This is a genomic window from Methylobacterium sp. Leaf102 (assembly GCF_001422425.1).
GTDB lineage: Bacteria > Pseudomonadota > Alphaproteobacteria > Rhizobiales > Beijerinckiaceae > Methylobacterium.
In genome coordinates, this window is the sequence record NZ_LMMX01000003.1 from 66,148 (window position 1) to 90,568 (window position 24,421).

23 protein-coding genes and 1 tRNA gene are annotated in these 24,421 nt (G+C 70.5%); 12 read left to right on the forward strand and 12 right to left on the reverse strand.

The genetic code is table 11. From position 1 onward, the window contains the following. Positions 1–32 precede the first annotated feature (32 nt). A complete protein-coding gene (gene recG / locus ASF27_RS04990) occupies positions 33–2,177 on the forward strand; it encodes an ATP-dependent DNA helicase RecG (protein ID WP_056358210.1) in 2,145 nt (714 codons plus the stop codon). A gap of 46 nt (positions 2,178–2,223) precedes the next feature. On the opposite strand, the gene ASF27_RS04995 is transcribed toward recG, so the two are convergent. The 6 genes from ASF27_RS04995 to ASF27_RS05020 form a co-directional block, all read right to left on the reverse strand. After that, positions 2,224–2,982, reverse strand: a complete 759-nt coding sequence (locus tag ASF27_RS04995) for a DUF502 domain-containing protein (RefSeq protein WP_056167963.1) — start codon at positions 2,980–2,982, stop codon at positions 2,224–2,226. A 123-nt stretch (positions 2,983–3,105) separates the two neighbouring features. After that, the gene (locus tag ASF27_RS05000) at positions 3,106–4,374 is read right to left on the reverse strand and encodes a PHB depolymerase family esterase (RefSeq protein ID WP_056358213.1); all 1,269 of its coding nucleotides are present in this window, start codon (positions 4,372–4,374) and stop codon (positions 3,106–3,108) included. Between the two features lie 28 nt (positions 4,375–4,402). Further along, on the reverse strand, positions 4,403–4,822 hold the full coding sequence (locus ASF27_RS05005; protein ID WP_056358216.1) for a hypothetical protein: 420 nt from the start codon (positions 4,820–4,822) through the stop codon (positions 4,403–4,405). Between the two features lie 143 nt (positions 4,823–4,965). Then, a complete protein-coding gene (gene glmS, locus ASF27_RS05010; RefSeq protein ID WP_056167954.1) occupies positions 4,966–6,807 on the reverse strand; it encodes a glutamine--fructose-6-phosphate transaminase (isomerizing) in 1,842 nt (613 codons plus the stop codon). Between the two features lie 149 nt (positions 6,808–6,956). Next, positions 6,957–8,333 (reverse strand): bifunctional UDP-N-acetylglucosamine diphosphorylase/glucosamine-1-phosphate N-acetyltransferase GlmU, encoded by a 1,377-nt coding sequence (glmU, locus tag ASF27_RS05015; protein ID WP_056358218.1) that lies wholly within the window; start codon positions 8,331–8,333, stop codon positions 6,957–6,959. A gap of 144 nt (positions 8,334–8,477) precedes the next feature. Next, positions 8,478–8,723 (reverse strand): hypothetical protein, encoded by a 246-nt coding sequence (locus tag ASF27_RS05020; RefSeq protein ID WP_056167940.1) that lies wholly within the window; start codon positions 8,721–8,723, stop codon positions 8,478–8,480. A 303-nt stretch (positions 8,724–9,026) separates the two neighbouring features. Here ASF27_RS05020 and ASF27_RS05025 point away from each other — a divergent pair, with 303 nt between their 5' ends. The 3 genes from ASF27_RS05025 (at position 9,027) to ASF27_RS05035 (ending at position 12,900) form a co-directional block, all read left to right on the forward strand. Continuing rightward, positions 9,027–10,574 carry a glucan biosynthesis protein D gene (locus tag ASF27_RS05025; RefSeq protein ID WP_244480929.1) on the forward strand — a complete coding sequence of 516 codons (1,548 nt, stop codon included), beginning with the start codon at positions 9,027–9,029 and terminating at the stop codon, positions 10,572–10,574. Positions 10,575–10,642: 68 nt separating this feature from the next. Continuing rightward, positions 10,643–12,739 (forward strand): glucans biosynthesis glucosyltransferase MdoH, encoded by a 2,097-nt coding sequence (gene mdoH, locus ASF27_RS05030; RefSeq protein ID WP_156467453.1) that lies wholly within the window; start codon positions 10,643–10,645, stop codon positions 12,737–12,739. A 71-nt stretch (positions 12,740–12,810) separates the two neighbouring features. Next, positions 12,811–12,900, forward strand: a tRNA-Ser gene (locus ASF27_RS05035). A 222-nt stretch (positions 12,901–13,122) separates the two neighbouring features. Here the strand turns inward: ASF27_RS05035 and aroQ are convergent. Further along, on the reverse strand, positions 13,123–13,575 hold the full coding sequence (gene aroQ, locus ASF27_RS05040) for a type II 3-dehydroquinate dehydratase (protein ID WP_056167933.1): 453 nt from the start codon (positions 13,573–13,575) through the stop codon (positions 13,123–13,125). A 205-nt stretch (positions 13,576–13,780) separates the two neighbouring features. On the opposite strand from aroQ, the gene ASF27_RS05045 reads away from it, so the two are divergent. From ASF27_RS05045 to ASF27_RS05075, 7 genes are all read left to right on the forward strand, one after another. After that, entirely contained in the window at positions 13,781–14,611 is an 831-nt protein-coding gene (locus ASF27_RS05045; RefSeq protein ID WP_056167930.1) for a 3-keto-5-aminohexanoate cleavage protein, read from the forward strand. 114 nt (positions 14,612–14,725) lie between these two features. Next, the gene (rutR, locus tag ASF27_RS05050) at positions 14,726–15,367 is read left to right on the forward strand and encodes an HTH-type transcriptional regulator RutR (protein ID WP_056358227.1); all 642 of its coding nucleotides are present in this window, start codon (positions 14,726–14,728) and stop codon (positions 15,365–15,367) included. A gap of 321 nt (positions 15,368–15,688) precedes the next feature. After that, positions 15,689–16,813, forward strand: coding sequence for a pyrimidine utilization protein A (gene rutA, locus ASF27_RS05055; RefSeq protein WP_056168112.1), 1,125 nt, complete (start codon positions 15,689–15,691; stop codon positions 16,811–16,813). Next, on the forward strand, positions 16,813–17,556 hold the full coding sequence (gene rutB / locus ASF27_RS05060) for a pyrimidine utilization protein B (RefSeq protein ID WP_056167920.1): 744 nt from the start codon (positions 16,813–16,815) through the stop codon (positions 17,554–17,556). The genes rutA and rutB overlap by 1 nt, the downstream gene beginning before the upstream one ends. A gap of 23 nt (positions 17,557–17,579) precedes the next feature. Next, positions 17,580–17,972: a pyrimidine utilization protein C gene (gene rutC / locus ASF27_RS05065; RefSeq protein WP_056167916.1), complete on the forward strand. Its 393-nt coding sequence runs from the start codon at positions 17,580–17,582 to the stop codon at positions 17,970–17,972. Between the two features lie 3 nt (positions 17,973–17,975). Then, positions 17,976–18,770, forward strand: coding sequence for a pyrimidine utilization protein D (gene rutD, locus ASF27_RS05070; protein WP_056358230.1), 795 nt, complete (start codon positions 17,976–17,978; stop codon positions 18,768–18,770). 59 nt (positions 18,771–18,829) lie between these two features. Next, on the forward strand, positions 18,830–19,471 hold the full coding sequence (locus tag ASF27_RS05075; RefSeq protein WP_082478832.1) for a flavin reductase: 642 nt from the start codon (positions 18,830–18,832) through the stop codon (positions 19,469–19,471). Between the two features lie 22 nt (positions 19,472–19,493). Here the strand turns inward: ASF27_RS05075 and hpxZ are convergent, their stop codons facing one another. The 5 genes from hpxZ to ASF27_RS05100 form a co-directional block, all read right to left on the reverse strand. Then, complete coding sequence (gene hpxZ, locus ASF27_RS05080; RefSeq protein WP_056358232.1) at positions 19,494–19,874, reverse strand: oxalurate catabolism protein HpxZ; 381 nt, start codon at positions 19,872–19,874, stop codon at positions 19,494–19,496. 5 nt (positions 19,875–19,879) lie between these two features. Then, complete coding sequence (locus ASF27_RS05085) at positions 19,880–21,283, reverse strand: AtzE family amidohydrolase (RefSeq protein ID WP_056358236.1); 1,404 nt, start codon at positions 21,281–21,283, stop codon at positions 19,880–19,882. 11 nt (positions 21,284–21,294) lie between these two features. Beyond that, positions 21,295–21,495, reverse strand: coding sequence for a DUF4089 domain-containing protein (locus tag ASF27_RS05090; RefSeq protein ID WP_056167906.1), 201 nt, complete (start codon positions 21,493–21,495; stop codon positions 21,295–21,297). Positions 21,496–21,576: 81 nt separating this feature from the next. Further along, positions 21,577–22,266 carry an isochorismatase family cysteine hydrolase gene (locus ASF27_RS05095; RefSeq protein WP_056303639.1) on the reverse strand — a complete coding sequence of 230 codons (690 nt, stop codon included), beginning with the start codon at positions 22,264–22,266 and terminating at the stop codon, positions 21,577–21,579. A gap of 157 nt (positions 22,267–22,423) precedes the next feature. Next, positions 22,424–23,164 carry a GntR family transcriptional regulator gene (locus tag ASF27_RS05100; protein WP_056167901.1) on the reverse strand — a complete coding sequence of 247 codons (741 nt, stop codon included), beginning with the start codon at positions 23,162–23,164 and terminating at the stop codon, positions 22,424–22,426. A 290-nt stretch (positions 23,165–23,454) separates the two neighbouring features. Between ASF27_RS05100 and ASF27_RS05105 the strand changes: the two genes are divergently transcribed. Then, on the forward strand, positions 23,455–24,402 hold the full coding sequence (locus ASF27_RS05105; RefSeq protein ID WP_156467454.1) for a hypothetical protein: 948 nt from the start codon (positions 23,455–23,457) through the stop codon (positions 24,400–24,402). The last annotated feature ends 19 nt before the right edge of the window (positions 24,403–24,421 follow it).

Consider the following 24,421-nt stretch of genomic DNA (forward strand, 5'->3'; position numbering starts at 1 on the left):
GCGTCCGCGAAAACCGCCCTCGCCCGAGCCGCATGACCGACGACCCCCGCCCTGCCCCGCTCCGCCCGACCATCCTCGACCCGCTCTTCGCACCGGTGCGCGGCTTGCCGGGCATCGGACCGAAGATGGCGCCGATGATCGAGCGGCTGCTGGGCACCCCCGAGCAGCCGGCCCGCATCGTCGATCTCCTGTTCCACCTGCCCCAGGGCGGCGTGGTGCGAAAGCTCCTCGGCTCCATCGCGGAGGCGCCGCCCGGCGAGCCGGTGACCCTCGGCGTCACCGTGACCGAGTACCGCCCGCCCCAAGCCGGCGCCGGCAAGCGCCCGTTCCGGGTTCTGGTGGAAGATGCGACGGGCGACATCACCCTGGTGTTCTTCGGCATGCCGGCCCCCCGGGTGGAGAAGATGCTGCCGCTGGGCGCCCACCGCTACATCACCGGCCGCATCGACCTCTACGACGGCCACCGCCAGATGGTGCACCCGGCCCGCATCATCGACGAGGCGGGGCTCGCCGCCCTCCCCGCCGTCGAGCCGGTCTACGGCGCCACGGAGGGGCTAACCTCGCGGGCGATCTCGAAGCTGGCGCACGCGGCGCTGGAGCGCCTGCCGGTGCTGCCCGAATGGCAGGACCCGGCCTGGCTGGCCCGCGAGAATTTGCCGACCTTCGCCGACGCATTGCGCGCCGAGCATCGCCCCGAGAACGCCCCGCCGCCCGTTCCGGACGGCGCGACGAGCGCACCCCGGACGCCTGCTCGGAGGCGTCTTGCCTACGACGAACTCCTGGCCTCGCAACTGGCGCTCGCGCTGCTCCGCGCCCGCAACCGCCGGGCACCGGGCCGGGCCAACGCGGGCGACGGGCACTTGAAGGACCGAATCGAGGCCGCCCTGCCCTTCGGGCTCACGGGTGCCCAGAAGCGCGCCGTCGCGGAGATCCGCGCCGATCTCGCCTCTGATCGGCGCATGCTGCGCCTGCTCCAGGGCGATGTCGGCTCGGGCAAGACCGCCGTGGCGCTGCTGGCCATGGCCTCCGCCATCGAGGTCGGGCGGCAGGCGGCGCTCATGGCCCCCACGGAAATCCTCGCCCGCCAGCATTTCGAGCGGCTCGGGCCCATGGCCGGGAGCCTGCGCCTGCGCCTCCTCACCGGGCGCGACCGGGCCGCCGAGCGCCGCGCGACGCTCGCAGACCTTGCGGCCGGCACCATCGACATCGTGGTCGGCACCCATGCCCTGTTCCAGGACAGCGTGGTCTTTCGCGATCTCGGCGTGGCCGTGGTGGACGAGCAGCACCGCTTCGGCGTCCACCAGCGCCTGGCGCTCGGGGCCAAGGGCCAGGCCGTGGACATCCTGGTGATGACCGCCACACCCATTCCCCGCACCCTGGCGCTGACCTGCTTTGGCGACATGGACGTCTCGGTGCTCGACGAGAAACCCGCCGGCCGCCAGGCCATCGTCACCCGCCTCGTCTCCACCGACCGCCTCGACGAGGTGGTGGCGGGGTTGGGCCGCGCGTTGGCGGCCGGCGACCGGGTCTACTGGATCTGTCCCCTGGTGGCCGAATCCGAGTTCATCGATCTCGCGGCGGCGGAGGAGCGGTTCGCGGATCTGCGCCACAGCTTCGGCGACGCCGTCGGGTTGATCCACGGCAAGATGCCGGGGCCGGACAAGGACGCCGCCATGGAACGATTCTCCGCCGGCGTCACGAAGATCCTCGTCTCCACCACCGTGGTCGAGGTCGGCGTCGACGTGCCGGAGGCGACCATCATGGTCATCGAGCATGCCGAGCGTTTCGGGCTGGCCCAGCTCCACCAGCTGCGCGGCCGGGTCGGGCGGGGCGCCAGGGCGTCCACCTGCCTGCTGCTCTATCGCGGGCCGCTGGGGCAGGTCTCGCGGGCACGCCTGGAGATGATGCGCGAGACCGAGGACGGGTTTCGCATCGCCGAGGAGGACCTGCGCCTGCGCGGCGAGGGCGAGGTACTGGGCACGCGCCAATCCGGCCTGGCCGCCTTCCGCCTCGCGAGCCTGGAGACCGACGCCGAACTGCTGCAGGTCGCCCGCGACGACGCCCAACTCGTGGTCCAGCGCGATCCCGGCCTGAAGAGTACCCGCGGACAGGCCCTCAGGGTGCTGCTCTACCTGTTCGAGCGCGACGCCGCGATCCGGCTTCTTGGCGCCGGATGACCCCTCATACCGGTCGATCGCTTCGCGACGCGAATCTGGGCTTCGCTCAGGCGTCCACCGGGGCGGCGGGCTTCACCGCCGCTTCCTGCGCATGGCGCAAGGTGGCGGCCATGGCCTGGATCCGTGCGTGCGGATCGTCGGGCTGGATCACGCCCGCCGACATGACGAGTTTGGCCGCATCGTCCACGCTCATGGCGATCTCAACGATGTCGTGGCGCGGCAGGTAGAAGAAGAACCCCGTGGTCGGATTGGGCGCGCAGGGCAGGAACACGCCGACATGGTCGCCGCCGGGCGCCAGGGCGTTCTGCACGTCGGGCGCGGCCGGCGCCGACAGGAACACCACCGACCAAGTGCCCTTCACCGGAAATTCCACGAGGCCGACAGTGCGGAACGAGGTGCCGTTGGCCGAAAACAGCGTCTCGAAGATCTGGCGCAGGCCCTTGTACAGGCCCGAGATCACCGGGGTCCGGGCGAGCAGCACCTCGCCGAACTCGACGACGCTGCGGCCGACGAGGTTGGCCGTGAGGAAGCCCAGCAGGGTCACCGCCAGGAAGGCGATGACGAGGCCGAGGCCTGGGATCGAGAACGGCAGGTAATGGTCGGGCAGGTAGCTCGCCGGCACCAGGGGCTTCACCCAGCCGTCGATGAGGCTGATGAACCACCACGTGATGTAGATGGTGATCGCCAGGGGGCCCGAGACGATGATGCCGGTGAGGAAGTAGGTCCGCAGGCGCCCGCGTGCGCTCACCCGGGGGCGGGCGCCTGCGGGCTCTGGTTCGGGGACCGGTGGGATGAGTGTCGCCACGGATGCACTTTCGGCGCGGGGAACGGCGCCCGAGGATCGTCGGCCGGCCCCGGCCCGCTTGCGTAGAGGTAGCCGCAGACGGGGCCGGGCTCAAGGTCGCGCCTGCGCGCCCGGCCCGCCGGTTCAGTGTCGGGTCGGGCGTTCCGCGAGCGTGTGCGCCAGGAAGAAGCGCACCATCTCGGCGCTGGCATCGGGGCCGCGCGGATCGGTGTAGGACCCGTCCGGGCTGCCGCCGGACCATGCGTGGCCGGTGCCGTGCAGGAGCCAATGCTCCAGCACGGCGCGACCGGCCTCGTCGGTCCGGACCGTGCGGGTGTAGCGGGTGCCCCCCGGCGCGGTGCCGTTGGTGACCGTGGTACCGAGAGCCTCGGCGGGCGTCGCCTGGGCGATGACCCGTTCGCCGTTGACGGGATGGACCGTGCGGTCGCCGTCGCCATGGAACACGATGGTCGGCACGGCCGGGCCGTTCCCACGCGCCTGGACCGCCCCGCCGCCGTTCATGGCCGCGAAGGCGGACGGCATGTCGCGGGCCGCCCCGCAGGCGAGGCCCGAATGGACGCCGACCGCCGCGAACAGGTCGGGATAGGTCGCGGCCATGATGGCCGCCGCCGCCCCGCCCGCCGAGAGGCCGGCGACGTAGACGCGGGTTGCGTCGCCGCCGAACTCGGCCACCACCGCCCGGGCGATACCGGCGATGAGGGCCGGTTCGCCGCCCTCGCGCTGCTGGTCGCCGGCGTTGAACCAGTTCCAGCATTTCTGCGCGTTGGCCGAGGGGGGCTGCGCCGGATAGGCCACGAGGAAGCCCTGCGTCTCGGCCAGCGCGTTCATGCGGGTACCGGCGGCGAAGTCGTCGGGCGACTGGGTGCAGCCGTGCAGCATCACGATCACGGGGAGCGTCTCGCCCGTCCGGCCACTCGGCACGTAGACCTTGTAGTCGCGGGCGCCCCCCGCACTGGTGAAGTGGCGTGTCTCGAAGCGGGCGCCCTCGGGCACCGGAATCGGCTTCGTGGCGGGGCCTCGGCCAAGTCCCTGACCGAGGCCCTGACCGAAACCTTCGAGGTTCGGCATCGCCGCCGCCAGACCGCCGGCCTTGGTGAAGCGCTCGGATAGGGCGCGCAGGGCCTGTGCGGGGTCGGGCCGTGCCGCCTGCGTGGGTGCGTCGGCAGTGGTGTCCCTGTCTGCCCCCGGCGCCGTCCAGGCCCCGGTGCCGTCCGTCGGGGCCACCATGTCGAGGATCGGGCGCGGGCGCTTCGTGTCCTTCGGTGCGTCCGCCTCGGGCGCGGGCTTGCCCTGGAGCAGGGCCATCGCCTCGGCGAGCCGCCCGGCCTGGGTCAGGCGGGTGACGGCGGCCATGTCGATGGCGGAGAAGTGGGTTGCGTCGAATGGGGCCATGGATCGGAATCCTTGTCGGTGAGGGAGTTCAGGCGATGCGGTCGGCGAGGGCCGCCTTGACCGCCGGGCTCGCCTGGAAGGCACCCAGCACCTGCACGGAGGCGATGGCGGCGCGGGCGAGTTCGGGGGTGACGTCGGGGGCGATGCTGGCGAGGCCGAGCACCTGGATGTGGAGCGGCGCGCCGGCGTCGCGCGCCGCCTCAAGGGCGGCGCGGCTGTAATGGGAGAGCCCGAGTTCGAGGCCCTTGCGGGCCACGGACTGGCGCACGGCCTCGCCCTGGCGTTCGAGCTGGTTGCGCACGGCGGTGCGGATGAAGTCGGCCCGGTTGGCGAAGAAGCCGTCGCGGACCATCAGGTCGATGTGCCCGAGGTCGACGAAGCCGAGATTGACCGTGACCTTCTCGCTGTCGGGCAGCTTCGGCCGCAGGGCGTGAACGTTGTCTTCCATCTCTCGAACCCCTTCAGGCCATCCGGTTGGATGGTCTAAAGATGGCGACGGGATGGAAAAGCGCAAGGGTCCGCGATCGGTCGCCGTGGGCGGGACCGTGTTTCAGGGCGGGCTGGTGATGGAGCGGGACGATTCCCGCGCGGTTATTCCACCGTCACGGATTTCGCGAGGTTGCGCGGCTGGTCCACGTCTTTCCCCATGAACACCGCCGTGTGGTAGGCGATGAGCTGGATCGGCACGGCGTAGACGATGGGCGCCACCACCGGATCGCAGTCGGGCATGGTCACCGTCGCCATGGTCTCGAGGCCGGCCGCCGCGGCGCCCTTGGCGTCGCCGATGAGGATGATGCGGCCGCCGCGCGCCGCCACCTCCTGCATGTTCGACACGGTCTTCTCGAAGATCGCGTCGTGGGGGGCGATGACGATGACCGGCACGCTCTCGTCGATGAGGGCGATGGGGCCGTGCTTGAGTTCGCCCGCCGCATACCCTTCGGCGTGGATGTAGCTGATTTCCTTCAGCTTCAGGGCGCCCTCCAGCGCCATCGGGTAGCTGGTGCCGCGCCCCAGATAGAGCACGTCACGGGCCTTCGAGACCTCGCGGGCCAAAACCTCGATCTCGCCCTCGCGCTTGGCCGCCTCGGCCATGAGGCCCGGCACGGTGATGAGGGCGTCGACCAAGCCGCGCTCGCGCTCCGCGCTCAGGGTGCCGCGCGCCCGGCCCGCCGCGATGGCGAGGCACAGGAGCACGGTGAGCTGGCACGAGAACGCCTTGGTGGAGGCGACGCCGATCTCCGGGCCGGCCAGGGTCGGCACCACGGCGGAGGCCTCGCGGGCGATGGTCGAGGTCGGCACGTTGACCACCGCCAGGGTGTGCTGGCCTTGGCTCTTGGCGTAGCGCAGGGAGGCCAGTGTGTCGGCGGTCTCGCCCGATTGCGAGATCACCAGGGTGAGGCCGTCGCGGTCGAGGGGCGGCTCGCGGTAGCGCGCCTCGGAGGCGACGTCGATCTCCACGGGCAGGCGCGCCAGGGTCTCGAACCAGTATTTGGCCACGAGCCCGGCGTAGTAGGCCGTGCCGCAGGCGGTGATGGACAGCCGCGAGAGCGTGGCGAAATCGAACGGCAGGTCCCCCGGCAGGGCGACGCGGCCATTGGCCAGATCGACGTAGTGGGCGAGGGTCCGGCCCACGACCTCCGGCTGCTCGTGGATCTCCTTCGCCATGAAGTGGCGGTGGTTGCCCTTCTCGACCCGGTAGGCCTGGGCGACGATGCGCTGGCGCGGGCGTTCGACCATGGCCCCGCCGATGTCGCGGATCTCGGCGCCCGCGCGGGACAGGACCGCCCAGTCGCCCTCCTCCAGGTAGGTGATCTCCTCGGTGAACGGCGCCAGCGCCAGGGCGTCGGAGCCGAGATAGGTCTCGCCGATCCCTGCTTCCCTTTGGCCGAACCCGATGGCGAGCGGCGCGCCGTGGCGGGCGCCGATGAGCAGGTCGTCGTGTCCGGCGAACAGGATGCCGAGGGCGAAAGCGCCGTGCAGGCGCGGCAGGCAGGCGGCCACGGCCTCGATGGGGCTTAAGCCCCCCTCCATGGCGTGGCTGATAAGCTGGGCCACGACCTCGGTGTCGGTCTCGCTCTCGAAGCGGACCCCGAGGCCCTGCAGCTCGGCCTTGAGTTCGCGGAAATTCTCGATGATGCCGTTGTGGACCACGGCGAGGCGCGCCGTGGCGTGTGGGTGTGCGTTGGTCTCGTTGGGGCGCCCATGGGTCGCCCAGCGGGTGTGGCCGATGCCGATGGCGCCGGCGAGGGGCTCGTCGCGCAGGCGCGCCTCGAGGTTGGCGAGCTTGCCCTCCGCGCGCCTGCGTTCCAGGCGCCCCTGCGTCAGGGTGGCGATGCCGGCCGAATCGTAGCCGCGATACTCGAGCCGGCGCAGGGCCTCCACGAGCTGCCCGGCCACGGCGTCCCGTCCGACGATGCCAACGATTCCGCACATGGGTCGTGTCTCTCACAAACGGGCCGCCAAACCGCGGCCGAGCCGGGCTTGTATCGGATTGGAACAGGCGCGCCACCCGGTCGACGCCAAGGGTCGCCGGCAAACCCTCAACGCAAGCTTGAGGCAATCGGCCCAACCGCCCGCATGGTTTACGATTTTGCGCGCTTGGCCTTCTCGGCGGCCAGAGCCGCACGCTTGCCCGGCGCCCATCCGGCGAGGTTGCGCTGGCGCGCCCGCGAGACGGCCAGCGCGTCCTTGGGGACATCGGCCGCGATCACCGAGCCCGCCCCGACGATGGCACCGGCCCCCACGGTGACGGGGGCGACGAGGGCGGTGTTCGAGCCGATGAAGGCGCCCGCCCCGATGGTGGTGCGATGCTTGTTCACTCCGTCGTAGTTGCAGGTGATGGTGCCGGCCCCGACATTGGCGCCCGCCCCGATCTCGGCGTCGCCGAGGTAGCTCAGGTGGTTGGCCTTGGCGCCGGCGCCGAGGCGCGCGTTCTTGATCTCGACGAAGTTGCCGACCCGTGCGCCCGCCTCCAGCACCGCGCCGGGGCGCAGGCGGGCATAGGGACCGATCTGGACGCCCGGCGCCAGGGTGGCGCCTTCGAGATGCGAGAAGGCGTGGACGACAGAGCCGTCACCGACGGTGACGCCAGGGCCGAACACCACATGAGGCTCTACAAGAACGTCCTGGCCCAAAACCGTGTCGAAACTGAAGAAAACCGTCTCAGGGGCGATCAGGGTCGCCCCGCCGAGCTGCGCTGCGCGCCGCAGGCGACTCTGGATCTCGGCTTCGGCGACGGCGAGTTGGATCCGGTCGTTGACGCCCTGCGCCTCGGCTTCGTCCACGGCCACCACGGCTACGGTGAGCCCGTCCGCGACGGCGAGGGCGACGGCGTCGGGCAGGTAGTACTCGCCGGCCGCGTTGGCGTTGCCGATGCGCGCGAGGAGGTCGAGGGCGTGCCGGCCCGAGAGCGCCATCAGCCCGGCATTGCACAGGGTCACGGCCCGCTCTGGGGGTGTGGCGTCCTTCTCCTCCCGGATGGCCACCACCCGTCCGCCGTCCGTCAGCACGCGGCCGTAGCCCGTGGGGTTCGGACTGTCGAAGGCCAGCACCGCCACGGCGGCGCCGTCGGCCAGGGGTGCGCGCAGGCGGGCGAGGGTGGCGCCGGTGACGAGGGGGGTGTCGCCGAAGGCGACGATCACGTCGTCGCCGCCGGCCGTCAGGGCGTCGCGGGCGGCCAGCACCGCGTGGGCGGTGCCGAGGCGCTCGGCCTGGGGAAACACGGCGGCGCCCGGGGCCATCCGCTCGATCTCCCGGGCGACGGCCGCCTGCCCCGGCTCCACCACCACGGCGATGCGGCCCGCGCCGGCCTCGCGGGCGGCGGTGAGCACGTGGCCGAGCATGGTCCGCCCGGCCACGGCGTGGAGGACCTTGGGCCGATCCGAGCGCATCCGCGTGCCCTTGCCGGCGGCCAGCACGATGGCGGTGAGGCTGCGCCCGGTCGTCGTCGCTGCATCCATCGGTCGGTCCCAGTCCTTACGCGCGCTGCCGGTGCGCTACTGCGCCACCGCCGGGTCTGGCAAGGCCCCGGCTGACTCCCGCCGGGTTCGAAAACACCTTCCCTGGAACAAGCGCCTTCACTGGAACAAGCACCGCCCTCGGAATCAGCGACCGGAGAGGATCAGCGTGATCAGCACGGCGGCGACGCAGACGAACATGACGCAGCCCAGCGCCAGGCTCGCCAGTGTCGTCGTGGAGATGTAGGTGCCGGCGACGTGGCCCAGCACCCGGGCGATGCCGCCGCCTCCGCCCCGCGGGGAATGCTCCTGACCGGGATGGCCGCAGGCGGGGCAAGCCAAGGCCTGCGTGGACACACGGTGCGTGCAGGCGGGGCATGGAATCAGTGCCATGAAGAGCCTCCGTTGCGGCGTCGACGATGACCATCGACGGTCTCGATGTGCCATAAGCGCGCCGGCTCGGCCAGACGGCCAGGCTTGTGTGGGGCGAACCGGCTCCGACGCGTCGAACGGGACCGGGGACTTGGGCGTTGTGTGACACTTAATCTCCAGTTTAGGCCGACGCATGGTAGACCCTGCGCCTGAGCCGCGCTCTCCATCAATCCGGCGCCCGAGCGCGCCCAAACGACAGGTCCCATGACGCTGCCGCTCCCAGGTTCCCACGCTGCCGTTGCTCACCCGTCCGACGCTCCCGCGATGGCAGGTTCCCAGGACCATACCCGCCGCGATCTTCTCCGTGGGGCCGGCGTGGTGGCGTTGTCCGGAGGGCTCGCCGCCCTGCCCGCGCGCGCCTTCGCCGACGAGGCTCCGTCCCTTCCGGCGGCCGGCACGCCATTCCAGGCCGGATTGGTCACCGACCTCGCCCGGGCACTGGCCGCGCGCGCCTACGTCGCCCCGCGCACGGACGATTTGCCCGAGGCCCTGACGGGCCTCAACCGCGAGCAATACGCCGGGATTCGGACCGTGCCGGGGAGCGCGGTCTGGGCCGACGCCGACCTAGGCTTCACCATCGAACCGCTCCATCGCGGCTCGGTGTTCAGGGGACGGGTCGCCCTGACGCTCATCGAGGACGGGGTCGTGCGCCCCGTGGCCTACGACCGCGCCCGCTTCGAGACGGACACCACCCAGATCCCGACGTTCAAGGACGACCCGGGGTATTCCGGTTTCAAGCTCCGGGCCCGGTTCGCGGGCGGCGAGCTCACGGATTTCGCTTACCTCCAGGGCGCTTCGTTCTTCCGCCTCGTCGCGGCCGGCCAGGGCTTCGGCGTCACCGCGCGCGCCCTCACCCTGCGACCGGCCGATGCACGGGGTGAGGAATTTCCCGAGTGGCGTGCCGTCTGGATCGAACGGCCCGGTCCCGGCGGCCCCCTCGTCCTGCATGCCCTGGTCGATTCGCCGTCCGCCACGGCGGCCCTGCGCATGAGCCTGCGCCCGGGAGCGGCTTCGCTCTGCGACGTCGAGGGGACGGTGTTCGCGCGGACCGCCATCGATCACCTCGGACTCGGGGGCATGACCACGAGCTACCTGTTCGGTCCCCACGACCGTCGCGGCGCCGACGATGCGCGCGCCGCCGTCCATTCCTCGGGCGGCTTGCAGATCCGCACGGGCTCCGGCGAGGCGATCTGGCGCCCGGCGCGCAACCCCGAGACCCTGCAGGTCTCGTCCTTCGTCGACGACAGCCCGAAGGGCTTCGGGCTGATGCAGCGGGCGCGGGATTACCGCAGCTTCCAGGACGACATCCAGCATTGGGAATGGCGCCCGTCCCTGTGGCTCGAGCCCCTCTCCGCCTGGGGACCGGGGTCCGTGACCTTGCTCGAAATCCCGAGCGATTCCGAATTCAACGAGAACATCCTAGCCTATTGGCGGCCGAAAGCCGGCCTCGCGGCGGGGGCCGAGCGGGCGTTCAGCTACCGCCAGCACTGGTGCTGGCAGCCACCCGAGCCGGTGCCTGTGGCCGTGGTTTCCGGCACCCGCGCCGGGCGCGGGACGAACGACAACCGGCGCCTCTTCCTCGTCGACTTCACCGGGGAGGGTCTGGCCGAAGCCGGCGACCTGCGGACCCAGCTCTCGGTCGGCCCCGGCGCCATCACGGCGAGCACCCTCTACCGCTACCCCGACCGCAAGACCGTGCGCGTCGCCTTCGAGCTCGACCCGCGTGGCGAGAAGGCGTGCGAACTGCGCCTCGCCCTGCAACGGGGCGACACCCCCCTCACCGAAACCTGGCTCTACCGTTGGACACCGTGAACGCACCCGCGCCTCAAGTCGCCCCAGCCGGTGATGTCGCCCCGGCACCCGCCCCGTTCCGTCCGGCGATGCCACCCGAGGCGCCCCTGGCCATGCCGGTGCAGCGCCTCGACACCTGGGACGAGGGCGCCGGCCACGTGCCTTCGGTCCGCCATGGAAAGCCGTGGCTGGCCCGCCTCTTCGTGTTTGGCGCGGCAGCACTCCTCACCGCCTACGGCGCCATGCAGATGTACGAGGTGGTGGCGGTCTCGGGCGGCACCACGGCCCTGCAATACGTGCTGCTCGCCCTTTTCACCCTGAACTTCTCCTGGATCGCGCTCGCTTTCACCGGCGCGATCCTGGGCTTCTTGGTGCTCCTGCGCCGCCCCAAGGCCCCTGCCCTGCCGACGGCGCTCACCACCCGCACGGCGGTGGTGATGCCGGTCTACAACGAGGCCACGGCCCGGACCTTCGCCGCCATCGAGGCCATGCGCGTCGAGATCGATGCCACCGGCCTGGGCCACGCCTTCGACTATTTCGTGCTGTCGGATTCGACGTTGAGCGATGCCTGGATCGCCGAGGAGCGCGCGTTCCTCGATCTTCGCGCCCGCTGGGGCGACGACGCCCGCCTGTACTACCGCCACCGGCCGAAGAACCACCACCGCAAGGCCGGCAACATCGGCGACTTCGTCTCGCGCTGGGGTGCCACCTACGACCACATGCTGGTGCTCGATGCCGACAGCCTGATGACGGGCACGTGCGTGGTGCATCTGGCCGCCGCCATGGAGGCCGACCCGGATTCCGGCATCATCCAGTCGCTGCCGCTCATCATCAACCGCAACACCCTGTTCGCGCGCGTCCAGCAATTTGCCGCGCGGATCTACGGGCCGGTCATCGCCACCGGCTTGTCGGTGTGGTCGGGCCGCGACGGCAATTACTGGGGCCACAACGCCATCATCCGCACGAAGGCCTTCGCCGCCGCCTGCGGCCTGCCGGACCTGCCCGGCAAGCCGCCCTTCGGCGGCCATGTGCTCAGCCACGACTTCGTGGAAGCCGCCCTGATCCGGCGCGCCGGCTGGAGCGTGACCATGCTGCCCGACCTTCCCGGCTCCTACGAGGAGAGCCCGCCCTCCCTCATCGATGTGGCCGTGCGCGACCGGCGCTGGGCGCAGGGCAACCTTCAGCACAGCCGCATCATCGGGGCCGCCGGTCTGAAAACCGCGTCGCGCCAGCACTTCGCCACGGGCATCGCGGGTTACGTCGCCTCGCCGCTCTGGCTCGCCCAGCTCGTGGTCGGTATCGCCCTCGTGCTGCAGACCGCCTACGTGCGGCCGGAATACTTCACGAGCGAGTTCGGGCTCTACCCGGTCTGGCCGCGCTTCGATCCCGTTCGCGCGCTCCGGCTGTTCGGGATCACCATGGGCATCCTGCTCGCCCCGAAGTTTCTGGGGCTCATCCTGGCGCTGATCGACGGCCCCGTGCGACGGGCCTGCGGGGGCGCCGTCCGCCTCGTTCTGTCGAGCCTGATCGAGATCCTGCTCTCGGCCCTCATCGCGCCCATCGCCATGCTGATCCAGTCGGGCTCGGTGTTCCAGATCCTCGTCGGGCGCGACACCGGCTGGAACCCGCAGCGGCGCGACGACGGCTCGATCCCGTGGAGCGACATCGTCCGTCGCCACCGCTGGCACATGGCGCTCGGCCTCGTCACCGGGATCGCCGCCTTCGCCATCGCGACCTCCCTGTTCCTCTGGATGTCGCCGACGATCCTCGGCCTCGTGCTCGCGATCCCGATCTCGTGGGCGAGCGGTCAGCTCGCCTGGGGGCTGGCCCTCAAGCGGCTCGGCCTGCTCATGACCCCGGAGGAGCGCGACCCGCCCGCCATCGCCACACAGGCGGGCCGCCTCGCCGCCCGCAATGCCGCGCAGGGCCTCGACGATGCGGACGCCCTGCGGGCCCTCCACGCCGAGCCCGCTTTCGCAGAGGCCCACGCCGCCATGCTGCCCCAGGCCGCACCCCGGCCGCGCGGCGTCATCGACACGGACCGGGCGCTGGCCCAGGCCAAGGTGGTGGAAGCCCACACCCTCGACGAGGCCGCCGCCTGGCTCTCGCCGAAGGAGCGCATGGCCCTCCTGCACGACCGCGCGCTTCTCGACCGCCTGAGCCGCCTCGAGGCCAGCGCCGCCTGAGTTTTCGATTTCCGACCGCGGCGTTCTCCGTTAGAACCCTCCCACCCCGCCGGCTCCGCGCCGGCGCGGACGGAAGGGTGGCCGAGTGGTTTAAGGCAGCGGTCTTGAAAACCGCCGTGGGGGCAACTCCACCGTGGGTTCGAATCCCACCCCTTCCGCCAAGTTTTTCGACCGGCAAGGTTTTCGTAGGGCTCTCCACCCAAGCCATGGGTCAAGCCATGGCTTGGGTGGAAGAACTTCCGATATAGGCGTGAGGCTGGGGTCGGCCGCCCGTATCGCTTCGGCGTGACTTCGATGGGCGACGGAGCCACCCGCAAGCCGCGGCCTTTTTGTGCCCGAGGACGCTCGACCCGCTCAAGACCGGGCGCGGCGGCCTGATCGCGTCAGACTTGGCCCTGCAACCCGCGAAGATGGGCGATGTGGCGAACCGCCAGAACGTAGCCGTGCGTGCCGAAGCCGGCCAGCACCGCAGTCGCGGCGAGCGAGACGTAGGAATGGTGCCGGAAGGCCTCGCGCTTGTGGACGTTGGAGATGTGGCACTCGACGATGGGAACCTCGCACGTGGCGAGGGCGTCGAGGATCGCGATCGACGTGTGGGTGAAGGCCCCCGGATTGATGACGATCCCCGCCGACCCGACCCGGTACTGGTGAATCCAGTCGATGATCTGGTGCTCGGCATTGCTCTGGTGGAAGTCGACCGTAAGCCCGAACGCCTCGGCCTCGGCCCGGCAGAGCGCCTCGACATCGCCGAGGGTCTCGTGCCCGTAGATCTCGGGCTGGCGCTTGCCGAGGAGGTTCAGGTTGGGGCCGTTGAGGATCAGGATGGTGTCGTTCATGGAAGGCTCCATCGTTGAAGGGTCCTGACAACGGCCGTTGCACGGACGCGCAGGTCCCGTCGCGGCTTGCCAAGCCCGCCTTTACGTCTCCGCCGGCCCCGAGGCCACCGCTGCCGTCGGCCTCCCCCTGTCGGGTGACGGTAGGGCGTCCCTTCGGCATCCGACGCCCCGCTGCCGCGTTGACGAAAGCAGGGAGACCCACGCCATGAGCCAGCCCGTCGTCGTCGCCGTCGCGATCACCGGTTCCGTGCCGCGCAAGGCGGACAATCCCGCCCTGCCCGTCACGGTGTCCGAGCAGATCGAATCGACCCATGCCGCCTACGAGGCCGGCGCGACGCTGGCCCACATCCATGTCCGCAACGACGACGAGACCCCCTCCTCCGATCCAGACCGGTTCGCCGCCGTCCAGGCGGGCCTGCGCACGCATTGCCCGGGCATGATCGTGCAGTTCTCCACCGGCGGGCGCGGACGCGACCCGGCGAGCCGGGGGCTCTCCCTCCAGCATGCCCCCGACATGGCCTCGCTCTCGACGGGCTCGGTCAACTTCCCTACCATCGTGTACGAGAACCCGGCCGCCCTCGTCGCCGATCTCGCAGGTCGGATGAAGCGTTTCGGGGTGAGACCCGAGATCGAGATCTTCGATCTCTCGCACCTGCACGGCGCCAGGCGCCTCGTGGAGGCCGGGCTGATGGACGACCGGCCCCACGTCCAGTTCGTCATGGGCGTGCAGAACGCGATGCCGGCCGACGAACACCTCCTCGACATTCTGCTCGCTGAGCTGCGCCGCGTGCTGCCGAAGGCGACGTGGACGGCCGCCGGCATCGGACGCCATCAGGCGCCCGTGATGGATTGGGCCCTGGCACGCGGCGCAGACGCCGTCCGCACCGGGCTCGAGGACAACATCCGCCTCACCAAGGATCGGCTCGCCGCTGGCAACGCCGAACTCGTGGGCCTCGCCGTGGAGGCGATCGCGCGGCACGGCCGGACCGTCGCGAGCCCGGCCCAGGCCCGCACCCGCCTCGGCCTCACCGCCTGATCCGGCGCGGTCGACCGTTCCGGCCCTCGCGTCCCCTTTGTCGCGCCCGCACGGGATCGGGTAGGAACGGGGACGCGCCCGGCTCTCCGGGCGACGTCCCGGGAGGCGAGCGGATTGGCTGACGGCTTTGTGGCAGCGCCCGTGCGGCGTCGGCGGCGCGACGGAGCGCTGCGGCGCGACGCGGTTCTGGATGCCGGCCTCGCGGTCTTCTCGACCCTTGGCCTGCATGGGGCGAGCCTCGATCAGATCGCCGAGCGCGCCGGCCTCTCGAAGACCAACCTGCTCTATTACTTCGCCTCGAAGGAGGCTCTCTACGTCGCCGTGCTGCGACGGGTGCTCGATGTCTGGCTCGATCCGCTTCAGGCCCTCGATTCCGGGAGTGAGCCGGCCGAGGCGCTCAAGGCCTACATCCGCGCGAAGGTGACCCTGTCGCGCGACGCACCCCAGGCGTCCCGCCTGTTCTGCCTCGAGATCGTCCAGGGCGCTCCGCTCCTGCGGGCGGAACTCGAAGGCCCCCTGCGGGCCTTGGTCGACGCCAAGGTCGCCGTGCTGAGCGGCTGGATGGACGAAGGGCGAATCCAGCCGCACGACCCGCATCACCTCGTCTTCTCGGTCTGGGCGATCACCCAGCACTACGCCGATTTCGCCGTGCAGGTCGACGCGATCACCGGGCACGATCTGTCGGACGAAGCCTTCTTCGAGCGGATCGTGGTCAGTACCCAGAGACTGATCCTGGCGGGCCTCGGACTCGCCTGATTCGGCAACGTCGCCGGTTCCGGGCCCGAGCGCTGCCGTTCTCGCCGTTCCGATGGGCAGGACCCGCACAGCGCGCGCGCATGCCGCGGAGAGTTTGTGCAGATGGTCAAACTTCCTGATTTTGAAGTTTGACCATCTGGTCCGAATAGCTAGCCTGAGGATGTGCCGTACCACTTCGGTCGAGTCCGAAGCCGTACGGCGGAAGACTTGACGGGTCTCATGTCGCGGCACGCAATGCTGCCGTCGGAACGCGAGGGTGCCATGACCGAGCCCAAAGCCGAGACTGAGGCCGAGCCCATGGCCGAACCCATGACCGAACCGATGAGCATCGGTGTTTTCATTCCGATCGGTAACAACGGCTGGCTTCTCTCGGAGAACGCGCCGCAATACATGCCGAGTTTCGAGCTGAACAAGCAGGTGACGTTGAAGGCCGAAGGGTACGGCCTCGATTTCGCGCTCTCGATGATCAAGCTGCGGGGGTTCGGCGGCAAGACCGAGTTCTGGGACCACAACCTCGAATCGTTCACGCTGATGTCGGGGCTCGCCGCCGTCACCAGCCGGATCAAGCTCTACGCCACCGCCCCGACCCTGTGTCTGCCGCCCGCCATCGTCGCCCGGATGGCGTCGACCATCGACTCGATCTCGAACGGCCGCTTCGGCCTCAACCTGATCACCGGCTGGCAGAAGCCGGAATACGCGCAGATGGGCCTCTGGCCCGGCGACGAATATTTTGCCCGGCGCTACGAGTATCTCTCGGAATACGCGCAGATCCTGCGCGATCTTTGGGAGACCGGCCGCAGCGACCGCAAGGGCGACTTCTTCCAGATGGACGATTGCCGCCTGAGCCCGCGCCCGCAGGCCGACATGAAGATCATCTGCGCCGGGCAGAGTGGCGCCGGCATGGCGTTCACCGCGACCTATGCCGATTACAATTTCTGCTTCGGCAAGGGCGTCAACACGCCCACCGCCTTCGCCCCCACCGTGGCGCGGCTGGAGGACGCCAAGGCGAAGACCGGCCGCGCGGTCTCGTCCTACGTGCTCTTCATGATCATCGCCGACGAGACCGACGAAGCGGCCCACGCCAAATGGGAGCATTACAAGGCCGGCGCCGACGGGGAGGCGATCGCCTGGCTCGGCGTTCAGGGCTCGGCCGATACCAAGTCGGGGGCCGACACCAACGTCCGCCAGATGGCCGATCCGACCTCCGCGGTGAACATCAACATGGGCACCCTGGTCGGCTCCCACGCCACCATCGCGCGGCTCCTCGACGCGGTCATGACCGTGCCGGGCACCGGGGGCGTGCTCCTCGTCTTCGACGATTTCTTAGCGGGCCTCGACGCGTTCGGACAGAAGATCCAGCCGCTGATGAAGACGCGTCGGCACATCACCGGTGATGTCGCGCCCCTGACGCGGGGCGACTCGGCCTCCCTGGCACAGGTGGCGTGATGCGGGGCGAGATCCCGGCGGGCTACCGCGACGCGACGGGCCGCGTCGGCGGCGTGACGCTTCCCGCCCGGCCCGAGCCGATCGCCTTCGACGCGGGCGCGAGTGCGCTCATCGTCGTCGACATGCAGAACGCCTACGCGACGAGGGGCGGCTACCTCGATCTCGCCGGCTTCGACGTTTCCGCGACCGGCCCGGTCGTCGAGCGGATCGCCGCGGCCGTCGTCGCCGCCCGGGCGGCGGGACTCCTGGTGATCTGGTTCCAGAACGGCTGGGACGCCGATTACGTCGAGGCCGGCGGTCCGGGTTCGCCGAACTGGCACAAGTCGAACGCCCTCAAGACCATGCGCCGGCACCCGGAGAGGAACCACAGGCTCCTGGCCAAGGGCACCTGGGACTACGCCCTGGTCGACGCGCTGAGGCCGGAGCCGGGCGACATCGTCCTGCCGAAGCCGCGCTACAGCGGCTTCGCCAACACCGCCCTCGACAGCATGCTCAGGGCCCGCGGCATCCGCACCCTGATCTTCACCGGCATCGCCACCAACGTCTGCGTGGAATCGACCCTGCGCGACGGCTTCTTCCTCGAATATTTCGGCATCGTCCTGGCCGACGCCACCCATCAGGCCGGCCCGCCGAGCCTGCAGGCGGGGGCACTCCTCAACATCGAGACCTTCTTCGGCTGGGTCTCGGACGTCGGCGCCTTCGCCGAGGCGCTCGCCGCCGAGCCCCCCCGCAACGCCGAGTAACCCTCAATCGAAAGCCTCCCAGAATGCCGAAGACCGTCGTGATTCCCCCCGGCACCGGCAAGCCGCTGGCGCCCTACGTGCCCGGAACCCTGGCGGATGGCGTGCTCTACGTCTCGGGCACCCTGCCCCTCGATGCGGAGGCCAACGTCGTCCATGTGGGGGACGCGGCCGCGCAGACCCGCCACGTCCTCGAGACGATCAAGGGCGTGGTCGAGGCCGCCGGCGGCGGCATGGACGACGTCACCTTCAACCACGTCTTCCTGAAGGACTGGGCCGACTACGCCGCGATCAACGCCGTGTATGCCGCGTACTTTCCGGGCGAGAAGCCGGCGCGCTACTGCATCCAGTGCGGGCTCGTGAAGCCCGACGCGCTCGTCGAGATCGCCTCGGTGGCCCATCTCGGCAAGGCTGCCTGAGGGATGGCCGTGCCGGTCCATCACGCGGTCCATCACGCGGTCCATGGCCGGGCCGGCGGCCGAACCGTGCTGCTTTCGCCGGGGCTCGGCGGGGCGGCGGGTTATTTCGCGCCGCAGATGCCGGCGCTGGCCGAACGCCGTCGCGTCGTCACCTACGATCATCGCGGCACCGGTCGCTCGCAGGGCCCCCTGGAGCCCGGCCACGACATCGCGGCCATGGTGCGGGACGTGCTCGTCCTCCTCGACGGGCTCGCCATCGAATCGGTCGACCTCGTCGGGCACGCGCTCGGCGGGTTGATCGGGCTGCAACTGGCGCTGACGCACCCCGAACGGGTCGGGCGCCTCGTCGTCATCAACGGATGGGACAGCATCGACCCGGCGACCCGCCGTTGCTTTGCGGCCCGGAAGGCCCTGTTGACGCGGGACGGTCCCGAGGCCTTCGTCCGAGCCCAGGCGATCTTCCTGTATCCGGCGCCCTGGATCTCGGAGAATGCGGAGCGGCTCGCGGCGGACGAGGCCCACGCGCTGGCGCATTTCCCCGGCGCCGACGCCGTTCTGGCGCGCATCGCCGCCCTGGAGGCGTTCGACCTGACGGGACGCCTCGGCGCGGTGCCGCACGAGACCCTGGTGATGGCCGCGCGCGACGACGTGCTGGTGCCGTTCACCGCGTCGGAGCGGCTCGCCGCCGGATTGCCGAACGCCCGCCTCGATCTCGCGCCCGATGGGGGGCACGCCCATTCCGTGACGCGGCCCGAGCTGGTCACCACGGCCCTCCTGCACTTCCTCGATCGGCCGTGACGGCGCGGATGGCGATGGACCCGGGAATGGACCCGCGCTTGGACTTGGAGTCGACCGACATGACCGGGACCGAGGGACCCGACGACGCGCCCGTCGCGGCCGGCGCCTATCGCGATGCCATGGCGCGGCTCGCCAGCGCGGTGCATCTCGTCACCACCGACGGGCCGTGGGGGCGCGCCGGCTTCACGGCCTCGGCCGTCTGCAGCGTCAGCGATGCGCCGCCGACCCTGCTGGTCTGCCTCAACCGCGCGTCCTCCGCCCATCCAGTCTTCGACCGGGCCGAGAGGCTGTGCGTCAACACCCTCGGTGCCGGACAGCAGCACGTCGCGGCCGCCTTCGGCGGCAAGCGGTCGATGCCGGAGCGCTTCGCCGCCATACGCTGGTCCACCGGCGCGCGCGGGCTGCCCGTTCTCGCCGACGCGTTGGCGACGTTCGAATGCCGGATCGCGAGCCGGAGCCGCGTCGGCACCCACGATGTCCTGTTCTGCGAGGTGGTCGGCCTCGGCGAGGCGTCCGGTGCGGACGCCCTCGTGTATGCGAACCGGCGCTATCACGCGGTGCCGTCCGCACCCGTCGCCGAGGCGCCGGGAGAATACGAGCGCATCGTCGGCGTGCACGAAGCCGGCGGCACCGATCGGGCGGTGATCCCCAAAGCGCCCGAGGGGGCGTGGAGCCGCGCCGTGACCGCCGCGGCGAAGTGACGGAGCCTGAGCGGCGTCGGCCTCAGGCGTCGATGACGCTCACATGGGCCGCGACGACCTTCCAGCCATCGGGGAACCGGACCCAGGTCTGGCTCTGGCGCCCGATGCGATCGGGCGCCGTCGGGCGCGTGAACAGCGTCATCGCGACGGCGCAATCGCGGCCGTAGGTGGTGATGACGGTGCCGGTGAGATCGCGGGCGAGACCCTCGGCCGAGCGGGACCGGCGGAAGGCGCGGATCGCGTCCATGCCGTAGAGGTTCTCGCCCCCGCCGTAGCGGATGGTGCGGGGATCGTCGTGGAACAGCGCTTCCAGGGTCGGAACGTCGTTGCCGACGAGGGCCGCCTCGTAGCGGGCGAACGCGGCCTCGACCTCGGCTTTCACGGTGGGATCGTCGATGGGCATGCGGCTCACGCGAAATTGGCGACGGGCGCGCGAACGACGCCCGCGCGTTCGAGATGATGGGCGACCCGGAGCGCCAGATCCTCGCGCCACGGTGCGGCGATGACCTGCACGCCGAGCGGCAGGCCCGTGTCGAGCCAGACCGGCACGGCGACCACGGGCAGGCCGATGAACGAGATCGGCTGGGTGAACAGGCCGATATTGGCGCGTACCGGCAGTGTGACGCCGTCGAGCACGAAGGCTGTCTGCCCCGCGCGCGGCGCCCGGCAGGGTGTGCAGGGCGCGAGGATCACGTCGACCTCGCGAAACAGGTCGAGCACGGCCGCGCGGTACCAGCGCCGGAAGCGTTGGGCGCGCTCGACGAACGGCGCGGGCAGCATCATTCCGGCGATGAGGCGATCCCGCACGGCCGGATCGAAATCGCCGGCCCGCTCCCGCAGGCGGTCGCGATGCAGGGCGGCGCCTTCGGCGGCCGTGATCAGGTAGGCCGCCGCACGGGCCCGTGCGGCCTGCGGGATCTCGACCATGCGCGTCGCCGACAGGGCGTCGGCGACGGCCGCGACGGCCGCGAAGGCTTCCGCGTCGCCGCCGGAGGCGAAATACCCGCCCGCCACGGCGATCCGCAGATCCCCCACGCCCGCGTCGAGGCCGGGACCGGTCGGTTCGACGGCCCGATCCGTGGCGACGGGATCCGCCGGATCCGGGCCCTGCATGGCGTCGTACGCCAGGGCGAGATCGCGGGTCGAGCGGCTCATCGGCCCGAGATGGTCGAGGCTTCCGACGAAGGGAAAGCTTCCGGCGCGGCTGAGGCGCCCGTAGGTGGGCTTCAAGCCGAAGCAGCCGCAGAAGGCGGCAGGCACGCGGATCGAACCGTTGGTGTCGGAGCCGAGGGCCAGGGGCACGAGGCCCGCCGCCACCGCCCCGCCCGAACCGCCGGAGGAGCCCCCCGCCATGTGTCCGGGCGCGTGCGGATTCCGGGTGTTGCCGTCGTGGCAGTTCTCGCCGGTGAAATCGTAGGCGTACTCGCCCATGTTGAGCCCGCCGACGAGGATCGCCCCCGCCGCTTCCAGGCGCCCGATCAGCGTCGCGTCCCCCTCCGACGGCGCCCGCTCCCGGTTGATCCGCGACCCGGCCCGCGTCGGCAGCCCGGCGATGTCGAACAGGTTCTTTGCCGCGAAGGGGACGCCCGCGAGGGGGCCGGGCGCCCCGCCCCGTCCATGGGCCGCGTCGAGTCGGTCCGCGCGGGCCAGGGCACGGTCCGCCAGGACGTCCGTGAAGGCGTTCACGGCGGGATCGACGCGGCCGATCCGATCGAGGGCCGCCGCGACCACCGTCCGGGCGCTCACCGCCCCGCTCGCGACGGACGCGGCGATCGATGCGGCCGAGGCCGTACTCCAATCCTGCTCGCTCACGGTCCCGGACCTCACGCTTCGAACACCGGGGCGGCTTCGGCCTCGTCCGGCAGGGGGAACGCGCCGACGAGGTCGGCCGCGGCGTGCAGCACGCGCAGGTTGGCCACGATCGCCGGCATCCAGGCGGGGTCGATGGGCAGGGCGAGCATGCCGGACGCGGCCGAGGCGTAGGCCTCGGGATCGAAGGCCGGGATCTCCGGGGCTTCCGTCATGCAACGTCCTCCTTGGTCTGGGCGATGGCTGTCATGCGAATCTCGTTCCGGCGGGCCCCCGGTCCGCGCCGCCGAGAGGGTTCAATCGAGCGTCTCCGAGGCACGCCCCTCCAGGGCGGCGACGACCCGGTGCGCGTCGGAGACCCAGCCGAAGATGCCGCCCTGCGCCGTGATCATCGCGAGGCCGGCTTCGTGGAATTCCGGGATGTACGACGCGCAGGCATCGGCGATGACGACGCAGCGATAGCCGCGGTCGTTGGCCTCCCGCACCGTCGTGTGCACGCAGACCTCGGTGGTCACGCCGCAGACCAGCAGGGTCGCGATGGCCCGGGCCGCGAGCACGTCGGCGAGTTCGGTGGCGTAGAACGCGCCTTTGCCGGGCTTGTCGATCACCGGCTCGCCATCCTGCGGCGCCAGGGCGGGAACGATGCCGTGACCGGGTTCGCCGCGGATCAGGATGCGTCCCATCGGCCCGGGCTGACCGATCCGCGCCGTGGGTTCGCCGCGCTCCAGCTTGGCCGGCGGCGCGTCGGAGAGATCCGGGCGATGGCCCTCCCGTGTATGCACGATGAGGAGCCCTGCGGCACGCGCCGCGTCGAGCACGGCCCGGCATGGGGGCACGGCGGCGGCGAGGAGGGAGACATCGTTGCCGAGGCTCTCCCCGAAGCCGCCGGGCTCGAGGAAATCGCGCTGCATGTCGATGATGACGAGGGCCGTGCGCGACGCCTCGAAGGGAAGCGGCGACGGCTCGGCGTCGAGAAGGCTGGGCATGCGCGGATCTCTCGCGACCGGGAATCACGGCCTCGAAGCATGTATGCAATCTGGCCGAAATGCGTGCCCAAACCACACACAGCGGTGCGCGAAGTTTCGTCTCTCCTGGCCACCCCATGGGCAGATCGCCGGGATGCGGCATCCGACGCCGGAGACGTCAGCGCTGGGCGCGCGCCCGGCTCGCGCGAATCGGCGGGGCGCGGCGTTTCAGGCGGTCCCGAGCCCGTTCGCCGGCCGCTTCGCGCGCGGCGGCACTTCCGGCATCGAGCGCCTCGAATGCGTCCTCGACCACGCTCATATGGACGAGCATCGCGGAGTTCGCGGCCGCCGCATCGCGGGCGAGCACGGCCCGGACAACGAGGCCGTGTTCGGCATGCGAGCGGGCGAGCCGCCCCGGTGCCTGGAACTGGGCGCGACGGTACGGCGTCAGCCGCCGCCGGAGGTTGCGGGCGATCTCGTCGATCACGCTGTTGTGCGCACCCACGTAGAGAAGACTGTGGAAGTCCGCATTGGCGAGGACATAGGCGTCGTGGTCGTTCGCCTCGGCGAGGCTGCCCATGCGCTCGTGCAGCATCCGGAGCTGCCCGCGCTCGGCCGGTGTCATGCTCAAAGTCGAGAGCCGCGCGCAGGTCGCCTCGATCTCCCCCATGGCGATGAAGAGCATGTCGAGTTCGTCCGGCGTGATCGTCCGCACGGTCGCGCCCAGGCGTGGACGCAGGTCGATTAGGCCGGTTCCGTTGAGAAGTCGCAGGGCGTCGCGCACCGGTGTGCGCGACACGCCGAAGCGCTTGGCCAGGACCTGTTCGTCGAGATGGGTGCCGGGCGCGAACTCCCCCGACAGGATCGCGTCGGCGATGGCGTCGGACAGGCTCTCGGAGCGGGTTGGGGACGCTGGCACTGTGGTCTCGGGTTCCCGATGCGCCACCGGTACGGGGCCGCGCACGCCACCGATGATAGAGACGAGTTTCCCTCGCCCCGCAACATGACCCGCTGGCCGGGTCTATGGAGATGTGTTGCGGTTATGTGACGGCCGGCTCCGGCGTCCGACCAAGGGCGGGCCATGGCACACCGGTTGCGGTCCCCCGAACAGCATTGGCAGGTTCAGGGGGACGAACGATGTTCGCAAGGACGTTCACGGCTGCGGCTCTGTCGCTCGCCACGGTCGGGGCAAGCATGACCGGGGCCTGCATGGCCGCCGATCTCGAGACCAGAAAGCTCAACGTGGCGGAGGCAGCACCCCTCAGGGAGCCGTCCTTCTTCCTGTTCTCGGACACGCAGGTGAGCTTTCGCTACCAGTTCCCCGCGGCCGAGCCGGGCGTGCAGATCCAGCGGGCGGATGGCGGCTTCCGCAACCGCGACATTCCGAAATACATCACCAACATCTCGCACGCCGACGCCTGGGCGTACGGCACGAACTTCTTCTCCCTCGACATCCTGAAATCGACCTCGCAGGACCCGGCCGGGACCACCAACGCCCCGGGCGGCTTCGCGCAGTACGACAACGGGGCCACGGAAGCCTACGGCCTCTATCGCGGCACGCTCAGCCTGAACGCGCTGACCGGCACCAAGGCCTTCACCGTGCCGGGCCTCGTCAAGGACGTCTCGCTCGCCTTCGGGTTCGACGCGAACACGAAGAACACCGCGTTCGGGCCGAAGAAGCGCGACGTCGTCGGCGGCCTGACCTTCTCGGTCGACGTGCCCGCCGGCTTCCTCAACATCAGCGCCCACGCCTACAAGGAATGGAACCGGAACGGCTTCAATATCGGCGGCGACCGCGACGTCAGCTTCGACACTGTCCCCGAATTCGAGATCGTCTACAACTTTCCGATCACCTTCTTTCCGAACGTTCCCCTGAGCCTCGCGGGCTTCAACAACATCGTCATGCCCAAGGGCAAGGGCATCCGGGACGCGTTCAATTATCCGGGTGGCTACTATCCCGGAACCGGCGTCGAGTTCCTGTCGCGCACGAACCTCGTGCTCGATGTCGGTAAAATGATCTGGAACCAGCCCAACAAGCTCGATGCCTTCGTGGGCTTCCAGTACTGGCTGAACAAGTTCGGCAACGTGGAGCGCACGACCTTCAAGGGGACCGAGGAGAAGAGCTTCCTTGCCGGCATCGCGTTCCACATCTTCTGAGAAGCCCCGGGGCGGCCTG